Genomic DNA, 15,789 nt, shown 5'->3' on the forward strand with positions numbered 1-15,789 from the left:
ATCGCTCAGGCGGCCTTCTTTTCGACGGCGCCGGTGTTCATGGTGCTCTGCTCGACGGCGTCGATCGTCGGTCGTTCGTAGGATGAGATGGTCTTGCGGCCGAACTCGATCGCCACCTGCGGCAGCGCGCCGTTCATGTAGGCCAGAAGCGTCTGCTTGACGATGATATAGAGGCGATTCTTCTTCTCACGCACCGTCTTGATCTTGGTGGCGACAGGCCCGACCACCGCGTAGGACAGGAAGATGCCGAGGAAAGTGCCGACCAGGGCCGCGCCGATCAGTCCGCCTAGGATTTCCGGCGACTGGTCGAGCGCGCCCATCGCCTTGACCACGCCAAGAACTGCAGCGACGATGCCGAGCGCCGGCAAGCCATCGCCAACCGCGATCAGCGCGTGATAGGCCTTCATCTTGTCGGATTTGATGGTCTGGATTTCCTCGTCCATCAGCGCCTCGATCTCATGCGAGCGAGCATTGCCGATTATGATGATGCGGCAGTAGTCGCAGATGAAATGCGTCAGATCATGGTTCTTGAGCACGGTCGGGAATGCCTGGAAGATCGCCGACTCCTCGGCATTGTCGATATGGGCTTCGACCTCACTGCGCGACTTCGAGCGCAGCTCGCGCATCAGTGAGTGCAGCACGCCCAGCGTTTCGAGATAGTCCCGCTCCTTCGGCACAGCCTGCTTGAACGCTTCGAGGATGGCCTTGCCGGTGTCCTTGACCGTCTTCATCGGGTTGGCAACGAGGAAGGTGCCGAGCGCCGCACCGCAGATGACCACGGCTTCCCACGGCTGTACCAGCACATGAAGATGGCCGCCCATGGCCATGAAGCCGCCAAGGACGCAGCCGAGCGTCACCACAAGTCCAATCAGAATGCCCACGAAAGGTCCTTCCGCATTTCACATCAGGAGCAAGGAATAGCCCTCGTGCCTTGTGTGAGGCTTGAATCGAAGCCGCCGGATCCGATTCAGTTTCGCGCAAGGAAGTAGGGATATTGTCCTGACATAGCTTCGGCCGGAGGCACGTTTTTGCTGAATACCTTTACCAGCTACCAGCTCATCACCAAGGACATCTCGAAGTCGATCGACAGGATCGAGCAGCAGCCGGTGGTTGATCGCGACACAAAATATTATCTCGCCAACATCACCAAGGTGAAATCGATCGACGATTTCGTCAAAAATGACCGTCTGTTCAAATACGCCATGAAGGCCTACGGGCTCGAGGACATGGACTACGCCAAGGCCTTCATGGTCAAGGCCCTGAAGGAAGGCGTCTCCAATCCCGACAGTTTCGCCAACAAGCTGACCGATAAGCGCTATGCCGAATTCGTCAGCGCCTTCAATTTCGCCGCCAACGGCGCCAATGCGACCATCTACAACAAGACGCAGCAGATGGTGACCAAGAACTACGCCACGCAGGCGGCAATCGCCGGCCTCGATCCGGCTTCGGCCTATGTGAAGGGCGAGACCACATACTATCTCGCCAACATCACCAAGGTGAAGTCGATCGACGATCTGATGTCGAACGACCGGCTCTACACATATGCCCTGGCTTCTTTCGGTCTCGATTCGGCGACGGAGGACAAGGACCTCATCAAGCGGGTTCTGCAAGGTGGCGTCCGCGATCCTGACAGCGTCGCCAACAAGATGACGGACAAGACCTACGCCGCACTTGCCTCCGCCTTCAACTTCGAAGCCTATGGTGCGAACACCACCACCATCAATCCGGCACAGCAGCCCACCGTCGACAAATACATGCGCCAGAGCCTCGAAGAGGATGCCGGCAACACCAACCAGGGCGTGCGGCTGGCGCTTTATTTCGACCGCAAGGCGCCTGATATCACCAGCTGGTTCGACGTGCTGGCCGACACCGCGCTTGCCAGCGTCGTGCGCACCGTGCTCGGGCTGCCCGACTCCTTCGCCACCGCCGATGTCGACAAGCAGGCGCAGCTGTTCGAGCAGAAACTCGACATCTCGGATTTCTCCGACCCCGAGAAGCTCGGTAAGTTTCTGACACGCTTCACCAGCATGTACGAGATCAACAACCCGACGTCATCGGCGGTCACCTCGGTCGGCGTGCTCTTTGCGCAGCCGATCACGGTCGGCATCTCCACCGACCTGATGATGGCCATGCAGAAGCTGAGGTTCTGAGAGCATCATGCGGGACAGTCTGTACGTCGCCCTTTCCTCGCAGATCGCGCTCGAGCGCCGCCTCGATACGATCGCCGACAATGTCGCCAACGCCTCGACGATCGGTTTTCGCGCCACCGGCGTGAAGTTCGAGGACGTCGTCTCCGGCACCGGGTCGAAATCGGTGTCCTTCGCATCCTCTGGCAAGACCTATCTTTCCGGCGCTCACGGTGCCTTGAGCGAGACCGGAAATCCCTTCGATTTCGCCGTCCAGGGCGATGCCTGGTTCGCCATCGATACACCTGTCGGAACTGTCATGACCCGCGACGGGCGCTTTTCGATGAACGAGAACGGCGAACTCATGTCGATGGAAGGCCACGCTGTGCTCGATGCCGGCGGCTCGCCGATCCAGCTCGATCCGCGCAACGGTCCGCCCAAGGCCGGGGCCGACGGTTCGCTGCGCCAGAACGGTCAGCTTGTCGGCTCGATCGGTCTCTACAATTTCGATCCGGGCGAGAATTTTGTCCGCTACGGCAATTCCGGCATCGTTCCGGCACGCACGCCTGAGCCTGTTGGCGATCGCTCCGATATAGGCATCGCCCAGGGGTTTCTCGAAGAATCCAACGTCAATCCGGTGCTGGAGATCACCCGGCTGATCATGGTCCAGCGCGCCTTCGAGAACACCGCTGCCCTTATGCGGCAGACCGACTCCTCCACTGACGAGGCGATCAAGACGCTCGGCTCGAAATAGTCCATGTCACTTGACCAGCCATCCCTGCGCGCATCCGAAAGGCAGCTCCAGCCAGCCCCGAAAGACCGGCTTGCCGCGCTGGAACGGGTATGGCAGCGTTTCGCCGACGCCGAGACGCTACTCAAGCGCGGAGGCCGCGTCACCGAAGTCACGCCCACGCATTACAAGGTGCACGGCCTATCCGATTTCGCCAGGCTCGGTGACATCGTCGAGCAGCGCGGCCATGGCGGCACGCGCCATGGCGAGATCGTCAAGATCAGCCGCGACGAAGTCGTCGTGGCGCCCTTCGAACGCAGTGCAGATGCCGGCATCGGCGATGCCGTGTTCCGCCGCGGTCCGCTCGCGGTGGCGCCGCATGCCTCGTGGCGCGGCCGTACCATCGACGCGCTCACCAGGGCAATCGATGGCGGCGCGCCGCTCGTCAGGGGTGACGACGCGTCGAGCGGCGCCCAGACGACGCCCGGCGCAATGACGCGGCAGCGTGTCGGCACCGCCTTCATGACCGGGGTCAAGGTCATCGACATCTTCACGCCGCTCTGCTTCGGCCAGCGCCTCGGCATCTTCGCCGGCTCCGGCGTCGGCAAGTCGACGCTGCTCGCCATGCTTGCCGGCGCCGACGCGTTCGACACCGTCGTCGTGGCGCTCATCGGCGAACGCGGCCGCGAAGTCCGCGAATTCCTCGAGGACACGATCGGCGACAGCATGGCCAAGACCGTCGCCGTCGTCGCCACCAGCGATGAGAGCGCCATGATGCGCCGTCGCGCGCCGGACACTGCCATGCGCATTGCCGAACATTTTCGCGATCAGGGCCACCGCGTGCTCCTGGTGCTGGACTCGATCACCCGCTTCGCCCACGCGCTGCGCGAGGTGGCGACGGGAACCGGCGAGCCACCGGTCGCGCGCGGCTACCCGGCTTCGGTGTTCACCGAACTGCCCAAGCTGCTCGAACGTGCCGGGCCAGGCACGGAAGGCAAAGGATCGATCACCGCCATCATCTCCGTGCTGGTCGACGGCGACGACCACAACGATCCGGTCGCTGATTCCGTGCGCGGCATCCTCGACGGTCACGTCGTGCTCGACCGCACGATCGCCGAACAGGGCCGCTACCCGCCGGTCAATCCGCTGTCGTCCATATCGCGGCTGGCCGACAAGGCCTGGAGCGCCGAACAGCGCGCGCTGGTGACAAGACTGAAGTCGATGATCTCGCGGTTCGAGGATACGCGCGACATCCGCCTGCTGGGTGCCTACCAGGGCGGCGTCGATGCCGAGCTCGATATTGCCGTGCGCCAGGTGCCGCTGATCTACGAAGCGCTGACGCAAGCGCCGAAGGACCGCCCGTCAACCGATCCGTTCTCCGATCTCGCCCGCCACCTCAAGAGCAAGCTGAATGCCGATGCCGGAGACTGAACGCGAATATACCGAGCGCATCCTGCGCGACATGATCGCCGAGGCCAACGCGGCGGAGAAAGCCCGAGCTGACGAAGCCAGAACAGCCAAGGCAAAGGTTGCCCGTGCGATCGCTGCCAAAGCCGAGGCCGTTCTGGCCAGAGCCGTAAAGCCAGCCCTGCCACGGGTTGCCAAAGCCGATTCCGTTCTGACCAAGGTCGCCGAGCCCGCCCTGCCCAGGGTTCCCCGGGCCGGGGCCGCCGAGATGACTCAAGCCAGCCGCGAATCGCTGATCGACGGGCTGTTCCCGCGCACCGAATGGCCGCAGCCGCCAAAGGCGCAGTTTCCCAGGCTGAAAAAGAAATCGGACCGGCGCAGCGACTTCGTCATTGCCGCGCTCGGCATCACGCTCGGGCTGATTTGCGCCCTGTTTCCGTGGTACATATTCTTCAATCAGGACCAATTCGGCGTACAGGCGATCAAGTTCGGCGGCACCGGCACCAATTCGGGACGGGCGGGCGGCGGCGTGGTCGCCCAACGCAGCGCGCCGCTGACGGCCAAAGACGTTCCGGCCACCAATCTCGATCTGCTCGCCACGGGAACCGTGCAGGATGACGCCAATCCCTCACCGGCACCCGACGATCAGCCCTTTCCGGCCGACGCGGCGAAATTCCGCATGGTCCATGTCGCCAATGGCCGCGCCATGATTGAGGACGACGCCGGCCTCTGGATCGTCCAGCCTGGCTCGATACTGCCGGATACCAGCCAGGTGTCATCCATCGAGCAGCGCAACGGCAAATGGGTGATGGTCACCAGCACCAACCAGGTGATCCAACTCTCCCGATAGGCGCCCCGTCTGAAGCCTGCTGCTATCCGCAAGGTCCGCGCAAGACTGGCGGCCTAGTCTTCGGGAACCCGCCCGGAGATTCCCATGGAGCCCGTTTCCCTTTTCGACCTCGCCGCCAAGCAAGCCCAGTGGCTGGCCGTGCGCCAGTCGGCCGTCGCCGGCAACATCGCCAACGCCAACACGCCGGGCTACACGGCAAACGATGTCGAACCGTTCGAAAAGGTGCTCGACCGCACAGCCGTGTCGCTTCAGGCCACACAGGCCGGTCATCTCGGTAACGCAGCGACCAATGCCGGCTTCACCATCAAGCCGCAGGAAGATGACGGCGTCATCATGCCGTCCAAGAACTCGGTCGTGTTGGAAGACCAGTTGATGAAGGCCGGCGAGGTGCGCCGCTCCTTCGAGCTCAACACGGCGATCGTCAAGGCGTTCCATTCCATGATGATGATGGCGGTGAAGAGCTGACCATGGACGCGCTGACCGCAGCCCTCAAAGTCGCAGCATCCGGCCTCGGCGCCCAATCGGAGCGGCTGCGCGTCGTTTCCGAAAACCTAGCCAACGCCCAGTCGACGGGAACTGCTCCCGGCTCCGATCCGTATCGCCGCAAGACCATCAGCTTCGTCTCCGAGCTCGACCGGACCTCCGGCAGCTCGACGGTTGCAGTGAACTCGATCGATCGTGATCCCAGTGACTTTCCGGTCGAGTTCCAGCCCGGCAACGAGGCCGCCAATGAGAAGGGCTACGTCAAGATGCCCAACGTCAACGTGCTGATCGAGATGGCTGACATGACCGAGGCCAACCGCTCTTATGAAGCCAATCTTCAGGTCGTCAAGCAGGCCCGCGACCTTATTTCGATGACCATCGACCTGATGAGGAACCAGTAATGATCAGCGGCCTCGCAGCCCTTCAGTTCAAGTCGCCGATCGGCGGCGACGATGCGGTGACAAGCCTGCTCCAGGGCAGTGCGACGTCTTCGGCCGGTGGCAATGTCGGCACCTCCTTCGCCGAAGCGTTGAGCCAGGCCGCCTCCAAGACGGTCAACACGATGCAGAACGCCGAACAGGTGTCGATACAGGCGCTCAAGGGCGACGCCGACACCCGGCAGGTGGTCGACGCCGTGATGAGCGCGCAGCAGGCGCTGCAGACCGCCGTCGCCATCCGCGACAAGGTGGTTTCCGCCTATCTCGAAGTCAGTCGAATGGGCATCTGAGGAATTCCGCCATGAAAGCACTCGCCATCGCCGCCACCGGCATGAATGCCCAGCAGACAAATCTGGAAGTCATCGCCAACAACATCGCCAACATCAACACCACCGGCTACAAGCGCGCCCGTGCCGAATTCTCCGACCTCCTCTACCAGGTCGATCGCACGCAGGGTGTGCCCAACCGCTCCAATGCCTCGCTGGTGCCGGAGGGCGTCTCGATCGGCCTCGGCGTCAAGACGACGGCCGTGCGCAACGTTCACACCCAGGGCGAACTGACCAGCACCGGCAACAGTTTCGACCTGGCGCTGACCGGCAGGGGCTGGTTCCAGATCGAAGGCGCCGACGGCGGCACGCTCTACAGCCGCGCCGGCGCCCTCAACACCAACGCGACAGGCCAATTGGTGACAGTCGACGGCGCTGCCGTCATTCCGGCCATCAACGTCCCCGTCGATGCCGTCGAGGTTATCGTCAACAAGACGGGACAGGTCTTCGCTCGCATCGACGGCCAGACCGACCTCCAGAATCTCGGCCAGCTTCAGATCGCCAACTTCGCCAACGAGGCGGGCCTGGCGCCGCTCGGCGACAATTTGTTCCAGGAAACCACGGCCTCCGGTCCGGCGAATGTCGGTGTCCCGGGCGATCCAGGGTTTGCCACCATCCAGCAGGGCTATCTCGAAGCCTCGAACGTCGATCCGGTCAAGGAAATCACCGAGCTGATCTCGGCACAGCGCGCCTATGAGATGAACTCCAAGGTTATCCAGGCCGCCGACGACATGGCCTCCGTCGTCTCCAAGAACATCCGGTAACGCATGATGTCGACGCCCGGCCTCCTGTCCGCATTCCGCCGCACCGCGCTCGTCCTTGCGCTGGTAGCGGGAGGCATGCCGGCTTTTGCCCAGGAATCGACAAACCAGTCGGCCGACCAGTCAGCCACCCAGATCGCCAGCAATCAACCTGTCGGCGACGTCGTGCTGATACCCAACCGGGTCATCTATCCCGGCCAGACCATCGAACTTACGGCCTTGAAACGGGTGACCCTCATCGCCGGCAAGCACAAGCCGGACGGAGTCGTCACAAGGGCCGAGGAACTCGACGGCAAGGTCGCCAAGCGCACGCTGCTGCCCGGCCGCTACATCCCTTCTACCGCCATCCGCGAAGCCTGGCTGGTCGAACAGGGTGCGTCCGTGCAGGTCTTCTTCATCGCCGGCGGACTGACGATCTCGGCAACCGCGGTGACACTGCAGCCAGGTGCCGCGGGCGACCTCGTCAAGGTCCGCAACGTCGACAGCGGCAAGATCCTGTCCGGCACGGTGATGACGGATGGAACCATCCAGGTCAGCGCTTCATGATGCGCGGACTTACCCTGATATTGGCAGCCGTACTTGGCCTGCAACCGGCTCTGGCCGACGGCCTGACACCGAAGGCCAAACGCGATCTCGCCGCCAAGAATGGCGGCGTCTATAACGATCCCGAATATGATCCGGCCACCACCAGCCGCATGTTTCGGGTCTCGTCCGGGCCGAGTTCGCTGCCGCCGGGCCAGGTCGCCTCGCGCATCAAGGACATCGCCCAACTGCAGAGCTCGCGCGACAACCAGCTGGTCGGCTACGGTCTGGTCATCGGCCTTGCCGGATCGGGCGACAGCTTGCGCAACTCGCCGTTCACCGAACAGTCGATCCGCGCCATGCTCGAAAATCTCGGCATCGCCACCGAAGGCGGCAGCGCGCGCGCCAAGAACGTCGCCGCCGTCATCGTCACCGCTAACATGCCCCCCTACGTGCAGTCGGGCGCTCGCATCGACATCGACGTCTCCTCGATGGGCGACGCGACTTCGCTCGCCGGCGGAACGCTGATCATGACGCCGCTTAAGGCGGCGGACGGCGAGATCTATGCCGTCGGCCAGGGCTCGGTGATCGTTTCCGGCTTTACCGCCAAGGGACAGGCCGAGCAGCTGACGCAAGGCGTGCCGACGTCCGGCCGCGTGCCCAACGGTGCCATCGTCGAGCGTGCCGTCCAGGCCGAGTTCGACGATCAGTCAACACTGACGCTGCAACTGCGCAATCCCGACTTCTCGACCGCCATCCGTATCGCCGATGCCATCAACGACTACACCAGCCAGCGTTTCGGTGCGCGCGTAGCGGCCGAGCGCGATTCGCGCACCGTGCAGATCAGAAGGCCAAAGGGTGTTTCGGCGGCTCGCTTCTATGCCGAGATCGAGAACCTGGTTGTGGAATCGGACACGCCGGCCCGCGTCGTCATCGACGAGCGCACCGGCACCATCGTCATCGGCAACGACGTCAAGATCTCGCGGGTCGCCATCAGCCATGGCACGCTCACCGTGCGCATCACCGAAGCACCGCGCATCGTGCAGCCCGAGCCCTTCTCCAAGGGCGAGACCGCCGTCGAACCGTTCACCGCCATCGAAGCCAGCCGGCCCGACGCCCGCGTTGCCGTGCTCGACGGTCCCGATCTTCAAACCCTCGTTTCCGGTCTCAACCGGCTCGGCGTAAAGCCGGACGGCATCATTGCCATTCTGCAGGGCATTAAATCGGCCGGCGCCCTGCAGGCCGACCTGGTTCTGCAATAGGCTATGCCGATGACACGCTCCTTCTCACGCCTTGAAAGATATCGCCCCGTCGCAATCCTGCTCGTGACCGCCGTTCTCGCGGCTCTGCCCTTTGCCGGCGATACCGCACGCGGTGAGGAGGCGGTCCGCCAGGTCCTGCCGGGAGCACCGGTCGCAGCGCCGCCGCAGCAATTGGCGCGAGAGAAGGCACCCGACCAAAGCGAGATCGAGCGTTTTTGCTCCAACATCGCAGACGCCGCCCGCGACCGCCGCTATGTCTTGCAGGCGGAGGAACTGAAACAGCTCCAGGCCGGCATCGACCAGCGCATGAAGGCGCTGGAGGAAAAAAAGGCCGAATACGAGACCTGGCTCAAGCGACGCGAGGTTTTCCTGGCCCGGGCCGAGGATGGCGTGGTCCAGATCTATGCCGGCATGAAACCTGACGCCGCCGCCGAGCGGCTGGCCATCGTCAACGCCGATCTGGCGGCGGCCATATTGATGAAGCTCGATTCCCGCAAAGCGAGCGTCATCCTCAACGAAATGGACCAGAAGGCGGCGGCGACGCTCACCGGCATCATGGCCAGCGCAGCCCGAAGGGCAGACCCGTCATGATCCGCAAAATGCTCGTCCTATGCGCGGTCGTCATGTTGTCCGGTTGTGGAACCAACCTGAAGGAGGTCGGCAGGGAACCGGCTCTGTCACCAGTCGGCTCCGGCATCGACGGTGGCAGCACCGACTCCTCCCTCTATCGCTATCCGGAAACGCCGCCTGCGCCGCCCAGGAAATTCTCGCTGTGGGATGACCGCCAGAGCCGGTTGTTCACCGATCCGCGGGCGCTGTCCCAGGGCGACATCCTGACCGTCAAGATCAGGATCAATGACCGCGCCAACTTCAAGAACCAGAACGACAGGAGCCGCACTGCCAACCGCAAGCTCGGTTTCGATATCAGCGCGCAATGGGACAAGATCGGCAGCACCGCCGGCAAGGGTGCTGGCGCTCTGAACTCCACCACGGACACGACGGCTGATGGCGAGATCAAGCGATCGGAAACCCTGGATCTCAATGTCGCTGCCATCGTCATCAATGTCCTGCCGAACGGCAATTTGATGATCAAGGGATCGCAGGAAGTGCGCGTCAACGCCGAACTCAGGGTGCTCACCATCGCCGGCATCGTGCGGCCGGCCGATATCGGCGCCGAAAACACCATCCCCTACGAACGCATCGCCGAAGCGCGCATCTCCTATGGCGGACGCGGCCGCATCACCGAGATCCAGCAACCTGCCTACGGCCAGCAGGTGCTCGACCAGGTTCTTCCGTTCTAGGATTGGGGAACACCGAGCCGTGGCAAATATCGAACAGGTTCAGCCCCGCAAGGGTCCTTCGCTCGCCGTCCAGGGCGGCATGCTGCTGGTTGTGACGGCGGCCGCCATCGGCATGGGCTGGATGTCCGGCGGCTACCTGAAGGGCGTCGGCGCACCTCCGACGGTACCGGCGGCGCCTGAGAACCAAGGCAAGACCGAGCAGCAGGCTGCGGCCGAGCAGCCAGGCGTGGGGCCAACGCTCGTCGTGCTGGCGCCGATCACCACCAACATCGCTTCGCCTGCCGATACCTGGATCAGGATGGAGGTCTCCGTCGTCTATGATGGGCCGCAGCCACAGGCAATGTCGGACGACATCCACCAGGATCTTCTGGCCTTGGTGCGCACCTTGAAGATGCATCAGATCGAGGGCGCCAGCGGCTACCAGCACCTGAAGGCCGATCTCGAGGAACGCGCCTCGATCCGCAGCCAGGGTCACGCCAAACAGGTTCTCATCAGGACATTGCTGCTCGAATGAGAAAGTTCCTTCTCGCCATGGCGTTGATCGCCGCCGCCACGTCCGTCGCGGCGGCCCAGCAGCTGGATCTCGGCGGCATCGGTAAGGCCGATGGCACCACCGTCGGCTACATCATCCAGATGTTCGGCCTGCTGACCGTGCTGTCGGTGGCGCCGGGCCTGATGATCATGGTGACCAGCTTCACCCGCTTCGTAATCGCCTTCTCGATTCTGCGCGCCGGCATCGGCCTGCAGTCGACGCCGGCAAACCTCATTCTCATCTCGCTGTCGCTGTTCATGACCTTCTATGTCATGGCGCCGACCTTCGATCAGGCCTGGAACACCGGCGTCAAGCCGCTGATGGACAACCAGATCACCCAGACCGAGGCGTTCGAGAGGATTTCGGATCCGTTCCGCACCTTCATGCTGCACAACGTGCGCGACAAGGACTTCGACCTGTTCGCCGATCTCGCCCGCGAGCGCGGCCAGACAGTTTCGCGCGACACCGTCGACCTCCGCATTCTCGTGCCCGCCTTCATGATCTCGGAGATCCGGCGCGGCTTCGAGATCGGCTTCCTGATCGTGCTGCCATTCCTGGTCATCGACATGATCGTCGCGACGATCACCATGGCGATGGGTATGATGATGCTGCCGCCGACAGTGGTGTCGCTGCCGTTCAAGATCTTGTTCTTCGTCCTGATCGACGGCTGGAATCTGCTCGTCGGCAGTCTGGTGCGCTCCTTCAACTGATCCCGGGCGACTGAATCCTCCAGCGCCGCTCTGGCGCGCTACTCCGGCGCAGAATTCACGCAATATATTTTCGATTAACCGTCCGGTTTAGCCCTTTGGTAGGGACTTGCCCGCATATTCGCTCGCAGATGGCGGGTGATCGATTTCCAGAGATCATTGGCATGATGCCGCACCGTCATACCGGTAGAGCCGGTATGTCAAAAAAACACGTGTAAAATCAGGGTACGAGTAGCCATGTCCAGCATCATGACGAACACTGCCGCGTTGACGGCACTGCAGAGCCTGAACTCCACCAACAAGAACCTCGAAGCCACCCAGTCCCGCATCTCGACCGGCTACAAGGTCTCGCAGGCCTCCGACAACGCCGCTTACTGGTCGATCGCCACCACGATGCGTTCCGACAACCAGGCAATGTCCACCGTTTCGGACTCGCTCGGCCTCGGCGCTTCGAAGGTCGACACCGCTTACACCGGCATGAACAGCGCGATCAGCACGATCAACCAGATCCAGCAGAAGCTGACCGCATCCTACGGTCAGACTGATGCGGCCAAGGAAAAAACCCAGGTCGAAATCGCCGCTCTTCAGAACCAGTTGAAAGCCTACGCTGACGGCGCCACCTTCTCCGGCACCAACATGCTGTCGGTGTCCACGGCTTCGGGCACGGCGGCAGACGTCAAGATCGTTTCGGCCTTCAATCGCAGCTCCACCGGTGCGGTTTCGATCTCGACCATCGACGTCAAAGTGGAAAGCATCAAGCTCTATGACGCCGGCGCCGCGCCGACCGCCAAGGGCATCCTCGACACGGCCCGCCTCGGCACCACCGGCGCTGCGGCCGCAGCCTCGGGCTCGCAGTCAGCCCTGGGCGCGGCTGCACTGGTCACCGATACCTATTCGGTCGCCTCGCTGACCATCTTCTCGGGTGGCGTTGCTGCCAGCGATAGTCAGATCGCGCAGCAGATGACCGTCGTCGACGCGGCGCTCAAGGACATGACCAACGCCGCCACCAAGCTCGGCGCCGCCAAGAGCTCTATCGACCTGCAGAAGACCTTCACCTCGAACCTGATGGACTCCATCGATCGCGGTATTGGCCAGCTCGTTGACGCCGACATGAACAAGGAATCGACCCGTCTGCAGGCCCTGCAGGTCCAGCAGCAGCTTGGCATCCAGGCGCTGTCGATCGCCAACGGTTCCTCGCAGTCGATCCTGTCGCTCTTCCGCGGCTAATCGCCTCCGCTCCACCACATTTCGCACCAAGAAATCGGGCCGCGCCAAAAGCGCGGCCCGATTTGCGTTTTTCTCCAGCCCCGCGCAACCGTCGCTCCTTAACTCTGGAAGCCAGCGTTTAACAGGCTGTTAACCATGTCGCGCTAATTATGGTTAACCAATAGCTTACAACAGTTGGCGAATCGGCCCTACCGGCACGATAGCAGCGTTGAACAGTCCTATCCGGCGTGTCTGAGCATGTCGGCTTTTGAGAAGGAGCGACTTTCTTGGCGAGCATCATGACAAACGCTTCGGCGTTAACCGCACTCCAAAGCCTCAGCGCCACAAGCAAGTCGCTCGAACAGACGCAGGCTCGTATATCGACGGGCTATCGGGTCTCGCAGGCCTCCGACAACGCCGCCTATTGGTCGATCGCCACCACGATGCGTTCGGACAATCAGGCCCTGTCGACGGTCCAGGACGCACTCGGCCTCGGCGCCTCGAAAGTCGATACCGCCTACACCGGCTTGAACAATGTGCTGACGACGATCGGTCAGATCAAGACAAAGGTGCTCTCGACCGTCGGCCAGACGGATGCCGCCAAGGCGAAGACCCAGACCGAGATCAAGGCCCTTCAGGCGCAGATGAAGTCCTTTGCAGATGCAGCCACCTTCTCGGGATCTAATTTCCTTGCGGTGACCTCCAAGCAGGTCGCGGCCGCCAATGACGGCGTCCAGCCCGACTCCCAGATTGTTTCTTCATTCAATCGCTCCTCATCCGGCGCCATCTCGATCGGAACGATCGACATCGATGTCGAGAGCACTAAGCTCTTTGACTACGGCCTTGCCAGCGACGTGAAGAACTATGGCACCCTCGATCGCCAGACTTCCATCTATTCCACAGGAGCCGCCCAGACGGAGTATGACACAGCCTATGCTGCCGCGATCGCCGGCGGAGGGACTGATATCGCCGCGAACACCGCGGGCCAGGCCGCTGTTACCGGCACCCCCGCCAAGATTGACAACATCTCGGCCTACAACCTCGATATCACGGCGGCCGGGGTGACCGACGATATCATCACGCAGATGGTGAATAGGATCGACAAGGTCATGGCTCAGCTGACCGACTCCGCCACCATCCTCGGCGCCGCCAAGAGCAGCATCGACCTACAGAAGACCTTCACCCAGAGCTTGATGGACTCCATCGACCGCGGCGTCGGCCAGCTCGTCGATGCCGACATGAACAAGGAATCGACCCGCTTGCAGGCATTGCAGGTGCAGCAGCAGCTCGGCATCCAGGCGCTGTCGATCGCCAACAGCGCCTCGCAGTCGATCCTGTCGCTGTTCAAGAACTGATCACAGGCGCCACCAGCGCGATCCCCACTCATCCCGATTGACGGGCCGCGTCGCAAGCGCGGCCCGATTTCATTTTCGCACAAGCTTCGAAGACTACTGTTCCGGCGGACAATCATGCTGGGAGTCGTTGAACCGTGCCGGAACAGATCCAGAGCATCATCTCGAATCTCCGCGGGTTTGGCGTGAAGCGCCTCGCCATGCTGGCGGGCATCGCGGTTCTGGTGATGGGTGTCATCGGCATCGCCTCGGTCTATCTCAACCGCCCCGCCTACGACACGCTCTATGTCGGCCTCGACCGCGCCGACGTGAACCAGATCGGCCTGGTGCTGGGCGAAGCCGGCATCGGCTTCGACGTCGGTGCCGACGGAACCTCGGTGCTGGTGCCGGCCGGCACCACCGCGCAGGCGCGCATGCTGCTGGCCGAAAAGGGGCTGCCGACAAGCGCCAATGCCGGCTACGAACTGTTCGACAATGTCGGCTCGCTCGGCCTCACCTCCTTCATGCAGCAGATCACCCGCGCGCGTGCGCTGGAAGGCGAGATCGCCCGCACCATCCAGTCGATATCGGGCATCAAGGCGGCGCGCGTCCATATCGTCATGTCCGAACGCGCCAATTTCCGCCGCGACGATCAGCAGCCTTCCGCCTCGGTGGTCATCCGCTACGCCGGCATCGACGCCGAGAAGAGCGCCATGTCGATCCGCCATCTCGTTGCCGCCGCCGTCCCCGGCCTGTCGGCCGACAAGGTGACGGTGCTCGATTCCAGCGGCAATCTGCTGGCCGCGGGCGATGACCCTTCCAACACCAGCGCCGCCCGCACGCTCGGCGTCGAGCAGACCGTCGAGGCTCAGATCGGCGACAACATCCGCCGTGCGCTGACTGCCTATCTCGGCCCCGATAATTTCCGCGCCAGCGTCAAGGCCGAGGTCAACACCGACACCCGCCAGACCGAAGAAACCATCTTCGATCCGAACTCCCGCGTCGAACGCTCGGTGCAATCGGTGCGCGCCAACGAGAACAACAATCAGAAGCAGGCCTCGACCCCGGCCAGCGTCGAACAGAACCTGCCCGAGACCCAGGCAACCGCCACCGATGGTCCGCAGTCCTCTTCGCAGAACGATCGCAGAGAAGAGATCACCAACTACGAGATCAATTCAAAGAAGATCGCCACCGTCTCCAACGGCTACAGCGTCACCAAGATGTCCATTGCCGTCGTCGTCAACCAGCAGCGGCTGATGACCATACTCGGCAAGGACGCCACGCCGGAGCAGATTGCCAAGCGCGTCGCCGACATCCAGAAGATGGTGACCTCGGCCACCGGCCTGGACGAAAAGCGCGGCGACGTCATCGATGTCTCGGCTGTCGAGTTCATCGACGGGCTGGAGGGCGAGGCGATCCCGCAGGCCGGAATGCTCGATTCCATCGGCCAGCATGCCGGCACGCTGATCAACGCCGGCGCCTTCATCGTCGTGGTGTTCCTGGTCGCCTTCTTCGGCCTGAGGCCAATGGCATCGGCGCTGACGGCTAAGGCAACACCGGCCCTGTCGGGCCCCAGCTTCGATGACGTCCAGCGCTCGCTGCCAATGCCGGAAGCCACGGCGGTCGCCGACAATGTCGCGGTTGGCGCCTTGCCCGGTTCGCGACCAGGTCCGACACCGCTCGATGATCTTCGCCAGAAGATCAGGCCGGCGCCGCAGGATCGGCTTGCCCGAATGGTCGACCTCAACGAGGAGCGTACCGCGCAGATCCTGCGCAAATGGGCAGCCCAGGAAGTTGCGGTGTAGACC

At 62.7% G+C, this 15,789-nt stretch carries 18 protein-coding genes; 17 read left to right on the forward strand and 1 reads right to left on the reverse strand.

From position 1 onward, the window contains the following. Positions 1–5: 5 nt before the first annotated feature. The gene (gene motA, locus X744_RS145845; RefSeq protein WP_023761677.1) at positions 6–881 is read right to left on the reverse strand and encodes a flagellar motor stator protein MotA; all 876 of its coding nucleotides are present in this window, start codon (positions 879–881) and stop codon (positions 6–8) included. 147 nt (positions 882–1,028) lie between these two features. On the opposite strand from motA, the gene X744_RS145840 reads away from it, so the two are divergent. From X744_RS145840 to fliF, 17 genes are all read left to right on the forward strand, one after another. After that, entirely contained in the window at positions 1,029–2,150 is a 1,122-nt protein-coding gene (locus tag X744_RS145840) for a DUF1217 domain-containing protein (RefSeq protein WP_023761678.1), read from the forward strand. A 7-nt stretch (positions 2,151–2,157) separates the two neighbouring features. Continuing rightward, positions 2,158–2,880, forward strand: coding sequence for a flagellar basal-body rod protein FlgF (gene flgF / locus X744_RS145835; RefSeq protein WP_023761679.1), 723 nt, complete (start codon positions 2,158–2,160; stop codon positions 2,878–2,880). A 3-nt stretch (positions 2,881–2,883) separates the two neighbouring features. After that, positions 2,884–4,287 (forward strand): flagellar protein export ATPase FliI, encoded by a 1,404-nt coding sequence (gene fliI / locus X744_RS145830; protein ID WP_023761680.1) that lies wholly within the window; start codon positions 2,884–2,886, stop codon positions 4,285–4,287. Continuing rightward, positions 4,268–5,113, forward strand: coding sequence for a hypothetical protein (locus X744_RS145825; protein ID WP_023761681.1), 846 nt, complete (start codon positions 4,268–4,270; stop codon positions 5,111–5,113). Before fliI ends, X744_RS145825 begins: the two co-directional genes overlap by 20 nt. An 84-nt stretch (positions 5,114–5,197) precedes the next feature. After that, positions 5,198–5,578, forward strand: coding sequence for a flagellar basal body rod protein FlgB (gene flgB / locus X744_RS145820; protein WP_023761682.1), 381 nt, complete (start codon positions 5,198–5,200; stop codon positions 5,576–5,578). A 2-nt stretch (positions 5,579–5,580) separates the two neighbouring features. Beyond that, a complete protein-coding gene (gene flgC / locus X744_RS145815) occupies positions 5,581–5,997 on the forward strand; it encodes a flagellar basal body rod protein FlgC (RefSeq protein WP_023761683.1) in 417 nt (138 codons plus the stop codon). Continuing rightward, positions 5,997–6,323, forward strand: coding sequence for a flagellar hook-basal body complex protein FliE (locus tag X744_RS145810; RefSeq protein ID WP_023761684.1), 327 nt, complete (start codon positions 5,997–5,999; stop codon positions 6,321–6,323). The genes flgC and X744_RS145810 overlap by 1 nt, the downstream gene beginning before the upstream one ends. Before the next feature lie 11 nt (positions 6,324–6,334). Then, a complete protein-coding gene (flgG, locus tag X744_RS145805) occupies positions 6,335–7,123 on the forward strand; it encodes a flagellar basal-body rod protein FlgG (protein ID WP_013529795.1) in 789 nt (262 codons plus the stop codon). A gap of 3 nt (positions 7,124–7,126) precedes the next feature. Next, a complete protein-coding gene (gene flgA / locus X744_RS145800) occupies positions 7,127–7,666 on the forward strand; it encodes a flagellar basal body P-ring formation chaperone FlgA (RefSeq protein WP_023761685.1) in 540 nt (179 codons plus the stop codon). After that, positions 7,663–8,904 (forward strand): flagellar basal body P-ring protein FlgI, encoded by a 1,242-nt coding sequence (locus X744_RS145795; RefSeq protein ID WP_023761686.1) that lies wholly within the window; start codon positions 7,663–7,665, stop codon positions 8,902–8,904. The genes flgA and X744_RS145795 overlap by 4 nt, the downstream gene beginning before the upstream one ends. 9 nt (positions 8,905–8,913) lie before the next feature. Beyond that, complete coding sequence (locus tag X744_RS145790; RefSeq protein WP_084025631.1) at positions 8,914–9,495, forward strand: MotE family protein; 582 nt, start codon at positions 8,914–8,916, stop codon at positions 9,493–9,495. Further along, positions 9,492–10,205: a flagellar basal body L-ring protein FlgH gene (gene flgH / locus X744_RS145785; protein WP_023761688.1), complete on the forward strand. Its 714-nt coding sequence runs from the start codon at positions 9,492–9,494 to the stop codon at positions 10,203–10,205. The genes X744_RS145790 and flgH overlap by 4 nt, the downstream gene beginning before the upstream one ends. 19 nt (positions 10,206–10,224) lie before the next feature. Beyond that, on the forward strand, positions 10,225–10,719 hold the full coding sequence (locus tag X744_RS145780) for a flagellar basal body-associated FliL family protein (protein ID WP_023761689.1): 495 nt from the start codon (positions 10,225–10,227) through the stop codon (positions 10,717–10,719). After that, complete coding sequence (gene fliP / locus X744_RS145775; RefSeq protein ID WP_023761690.1) at positions 10,716–11,447, forward strand: flagellar type III secretion system pore protein FliP; 732 nt, start codon at positions 10,716–10,718, stop codon at positions 11,445–11,447. The genes X744_RS145780 and fliP overlap by 4 nt, the downstream gene beginning before the upstream one ends. A 234-nt stretch (positions 11,448–11,681) precedes the next feature. Next, positions 11,682–12,671, forward strand: a complete 990-nt coding sequence (locus tag X744_RS145770; protein WP_023761691.1) for a flagellin — start codon at positions 11,682–11,684, stop codon at positions 12,669–12,671. 266 nt (positions 12,672–12,937) lie between these two features. Continuing rightward, positions 12,938–14,005 carry a flagellin gene (locus tag X744_RS145765; RefSeq protein WP_031260865.1) on the forward strand — a complete coding sequence of 356 codons (1,068 nt, stop codon included), beginning with the start codon at positions 12,938–12,940 and terminating at the stop codon, positions 14,003–14,005. Positions 14,006–14,139: 134 nt separating this feature from the next. Further along, the gene (fliF, locus tag X744_RS145760; protein WP_023761693.1) at positions 14,140–15,786 is read left to right on the forward strand and encodes a flagellar basal-body MS-ring/collar protein FliF; all 1,647 of its coding nucleotides are present in this window, start codon (positions 14,140–14,142) and stop codon (positions 15,784–15,786) included. Positions 15,787–15,789: the final 3 nt, after the last annotated feature.

The organism is Mesorhizobium sp. LNHC252B00, from assembly GCF_000502955.1.
Taxonomy (GTDB): domain Bacteria; phylum Pseudomonadota; class Alphaproteobacteria; order Rhizobiales; family Rhizobiaceae; genus Mesorhizobium.

What these genes read in the sequence shown, in the direction of transcription:
- flgA (WP_023761685.1), top strand. Translation starts at nt 7,127, where the DNA reads ATGATGTCGACGCCCGGCCTCCTGTCCGCATTCCGCCGCACCGCGCTC.
- X744_RS145795 (WP_023761686.1), top strand. Translation starts at nt 7,663, where the DNA reads ATGATGCGCGGACTTACCCTGATATTGGCAGCCGTACTTGGCCTGCAA.
- X744_RS145790 (WP_084025631.1), top strand. Translation starts at nt 8,914, where the DNA reads ATGACACGCTCCTTCTCACGCCTTGAAAGATATCGCCCCGTCGCAATC.
- flgB (WP_023761682.1), top strand. Translation starts at nt 5,198, where the DNA reads ATGGAGCCCGTTTCCCTTTTCGACCTCGCCGCCAAGCAAGCCCAGTGG.
- flgH (WP_023761688.1), top strand. Translation starts at nt 9,492, where the DNA reads ATGATCCGCAAAATGCTCGTCCTATGCGCGGTCGTCATGTTGTCCGGT.
- flgG (WP_013529795.1), top strand. Translation starts at nt 6,335, where the DNA reads ATGAAAGCACTCGCCATCGCCGCCACCGGCATGAATGCCCAGCAGACA.
- fliI (WP_023761680.1), top strand. Translation starts at nt 2,884, where the DNA reads ATGTCACTTGACCAGCCATCCCTGCGCGCATCCGAAAGGCAGCTCCAG.
- X744_RS145825 (WP_023761681.1), top strand. Translation starts at nt 4,268, where the DNA reads ATGCCGATGCCGGAGACTGAACGCGAATATACCGAGCGCATCCTGCGC.
- X744_RS145770 (WP_023761691.1), top strand. Translation starts at nt 11,682, where the DNA reads ATGTCCAGCATCATGACGAACACTGCCGCGTTGACGGCACTGCAGAGC.
- X744_RS145810 (WP_023761684.1), top strand. Translation starts at nt 5,997, where the DNA reads ATGATCAGCGGCCTCGCAGCCCTTCAGTTCAAGTCGCCGATCGGCGGC.
- flgC (WP_023761683.1), top strand. Translation starts at nt 5,581, where the DNA reads ATGGACGCGCTGACCGCAGCCCTCAAAGTCGCAGCATCCGGCCTCGGC.
- flgF (WP_023761679.1), top strand. Translation starts at nt 2,158, where the DNA reads ATGCGGGACAGTCTGTACGTCGCCCTTTCCTCGCAGATCGCGCTCGAG.
- fliP (WP_023761690.1), top strand. Translation starts at nt 10,716, where the DNA reads ATGAGAAAGTTCCTTCTCGCCATGGCGTTGATCGCCGCCGCCACGTCC.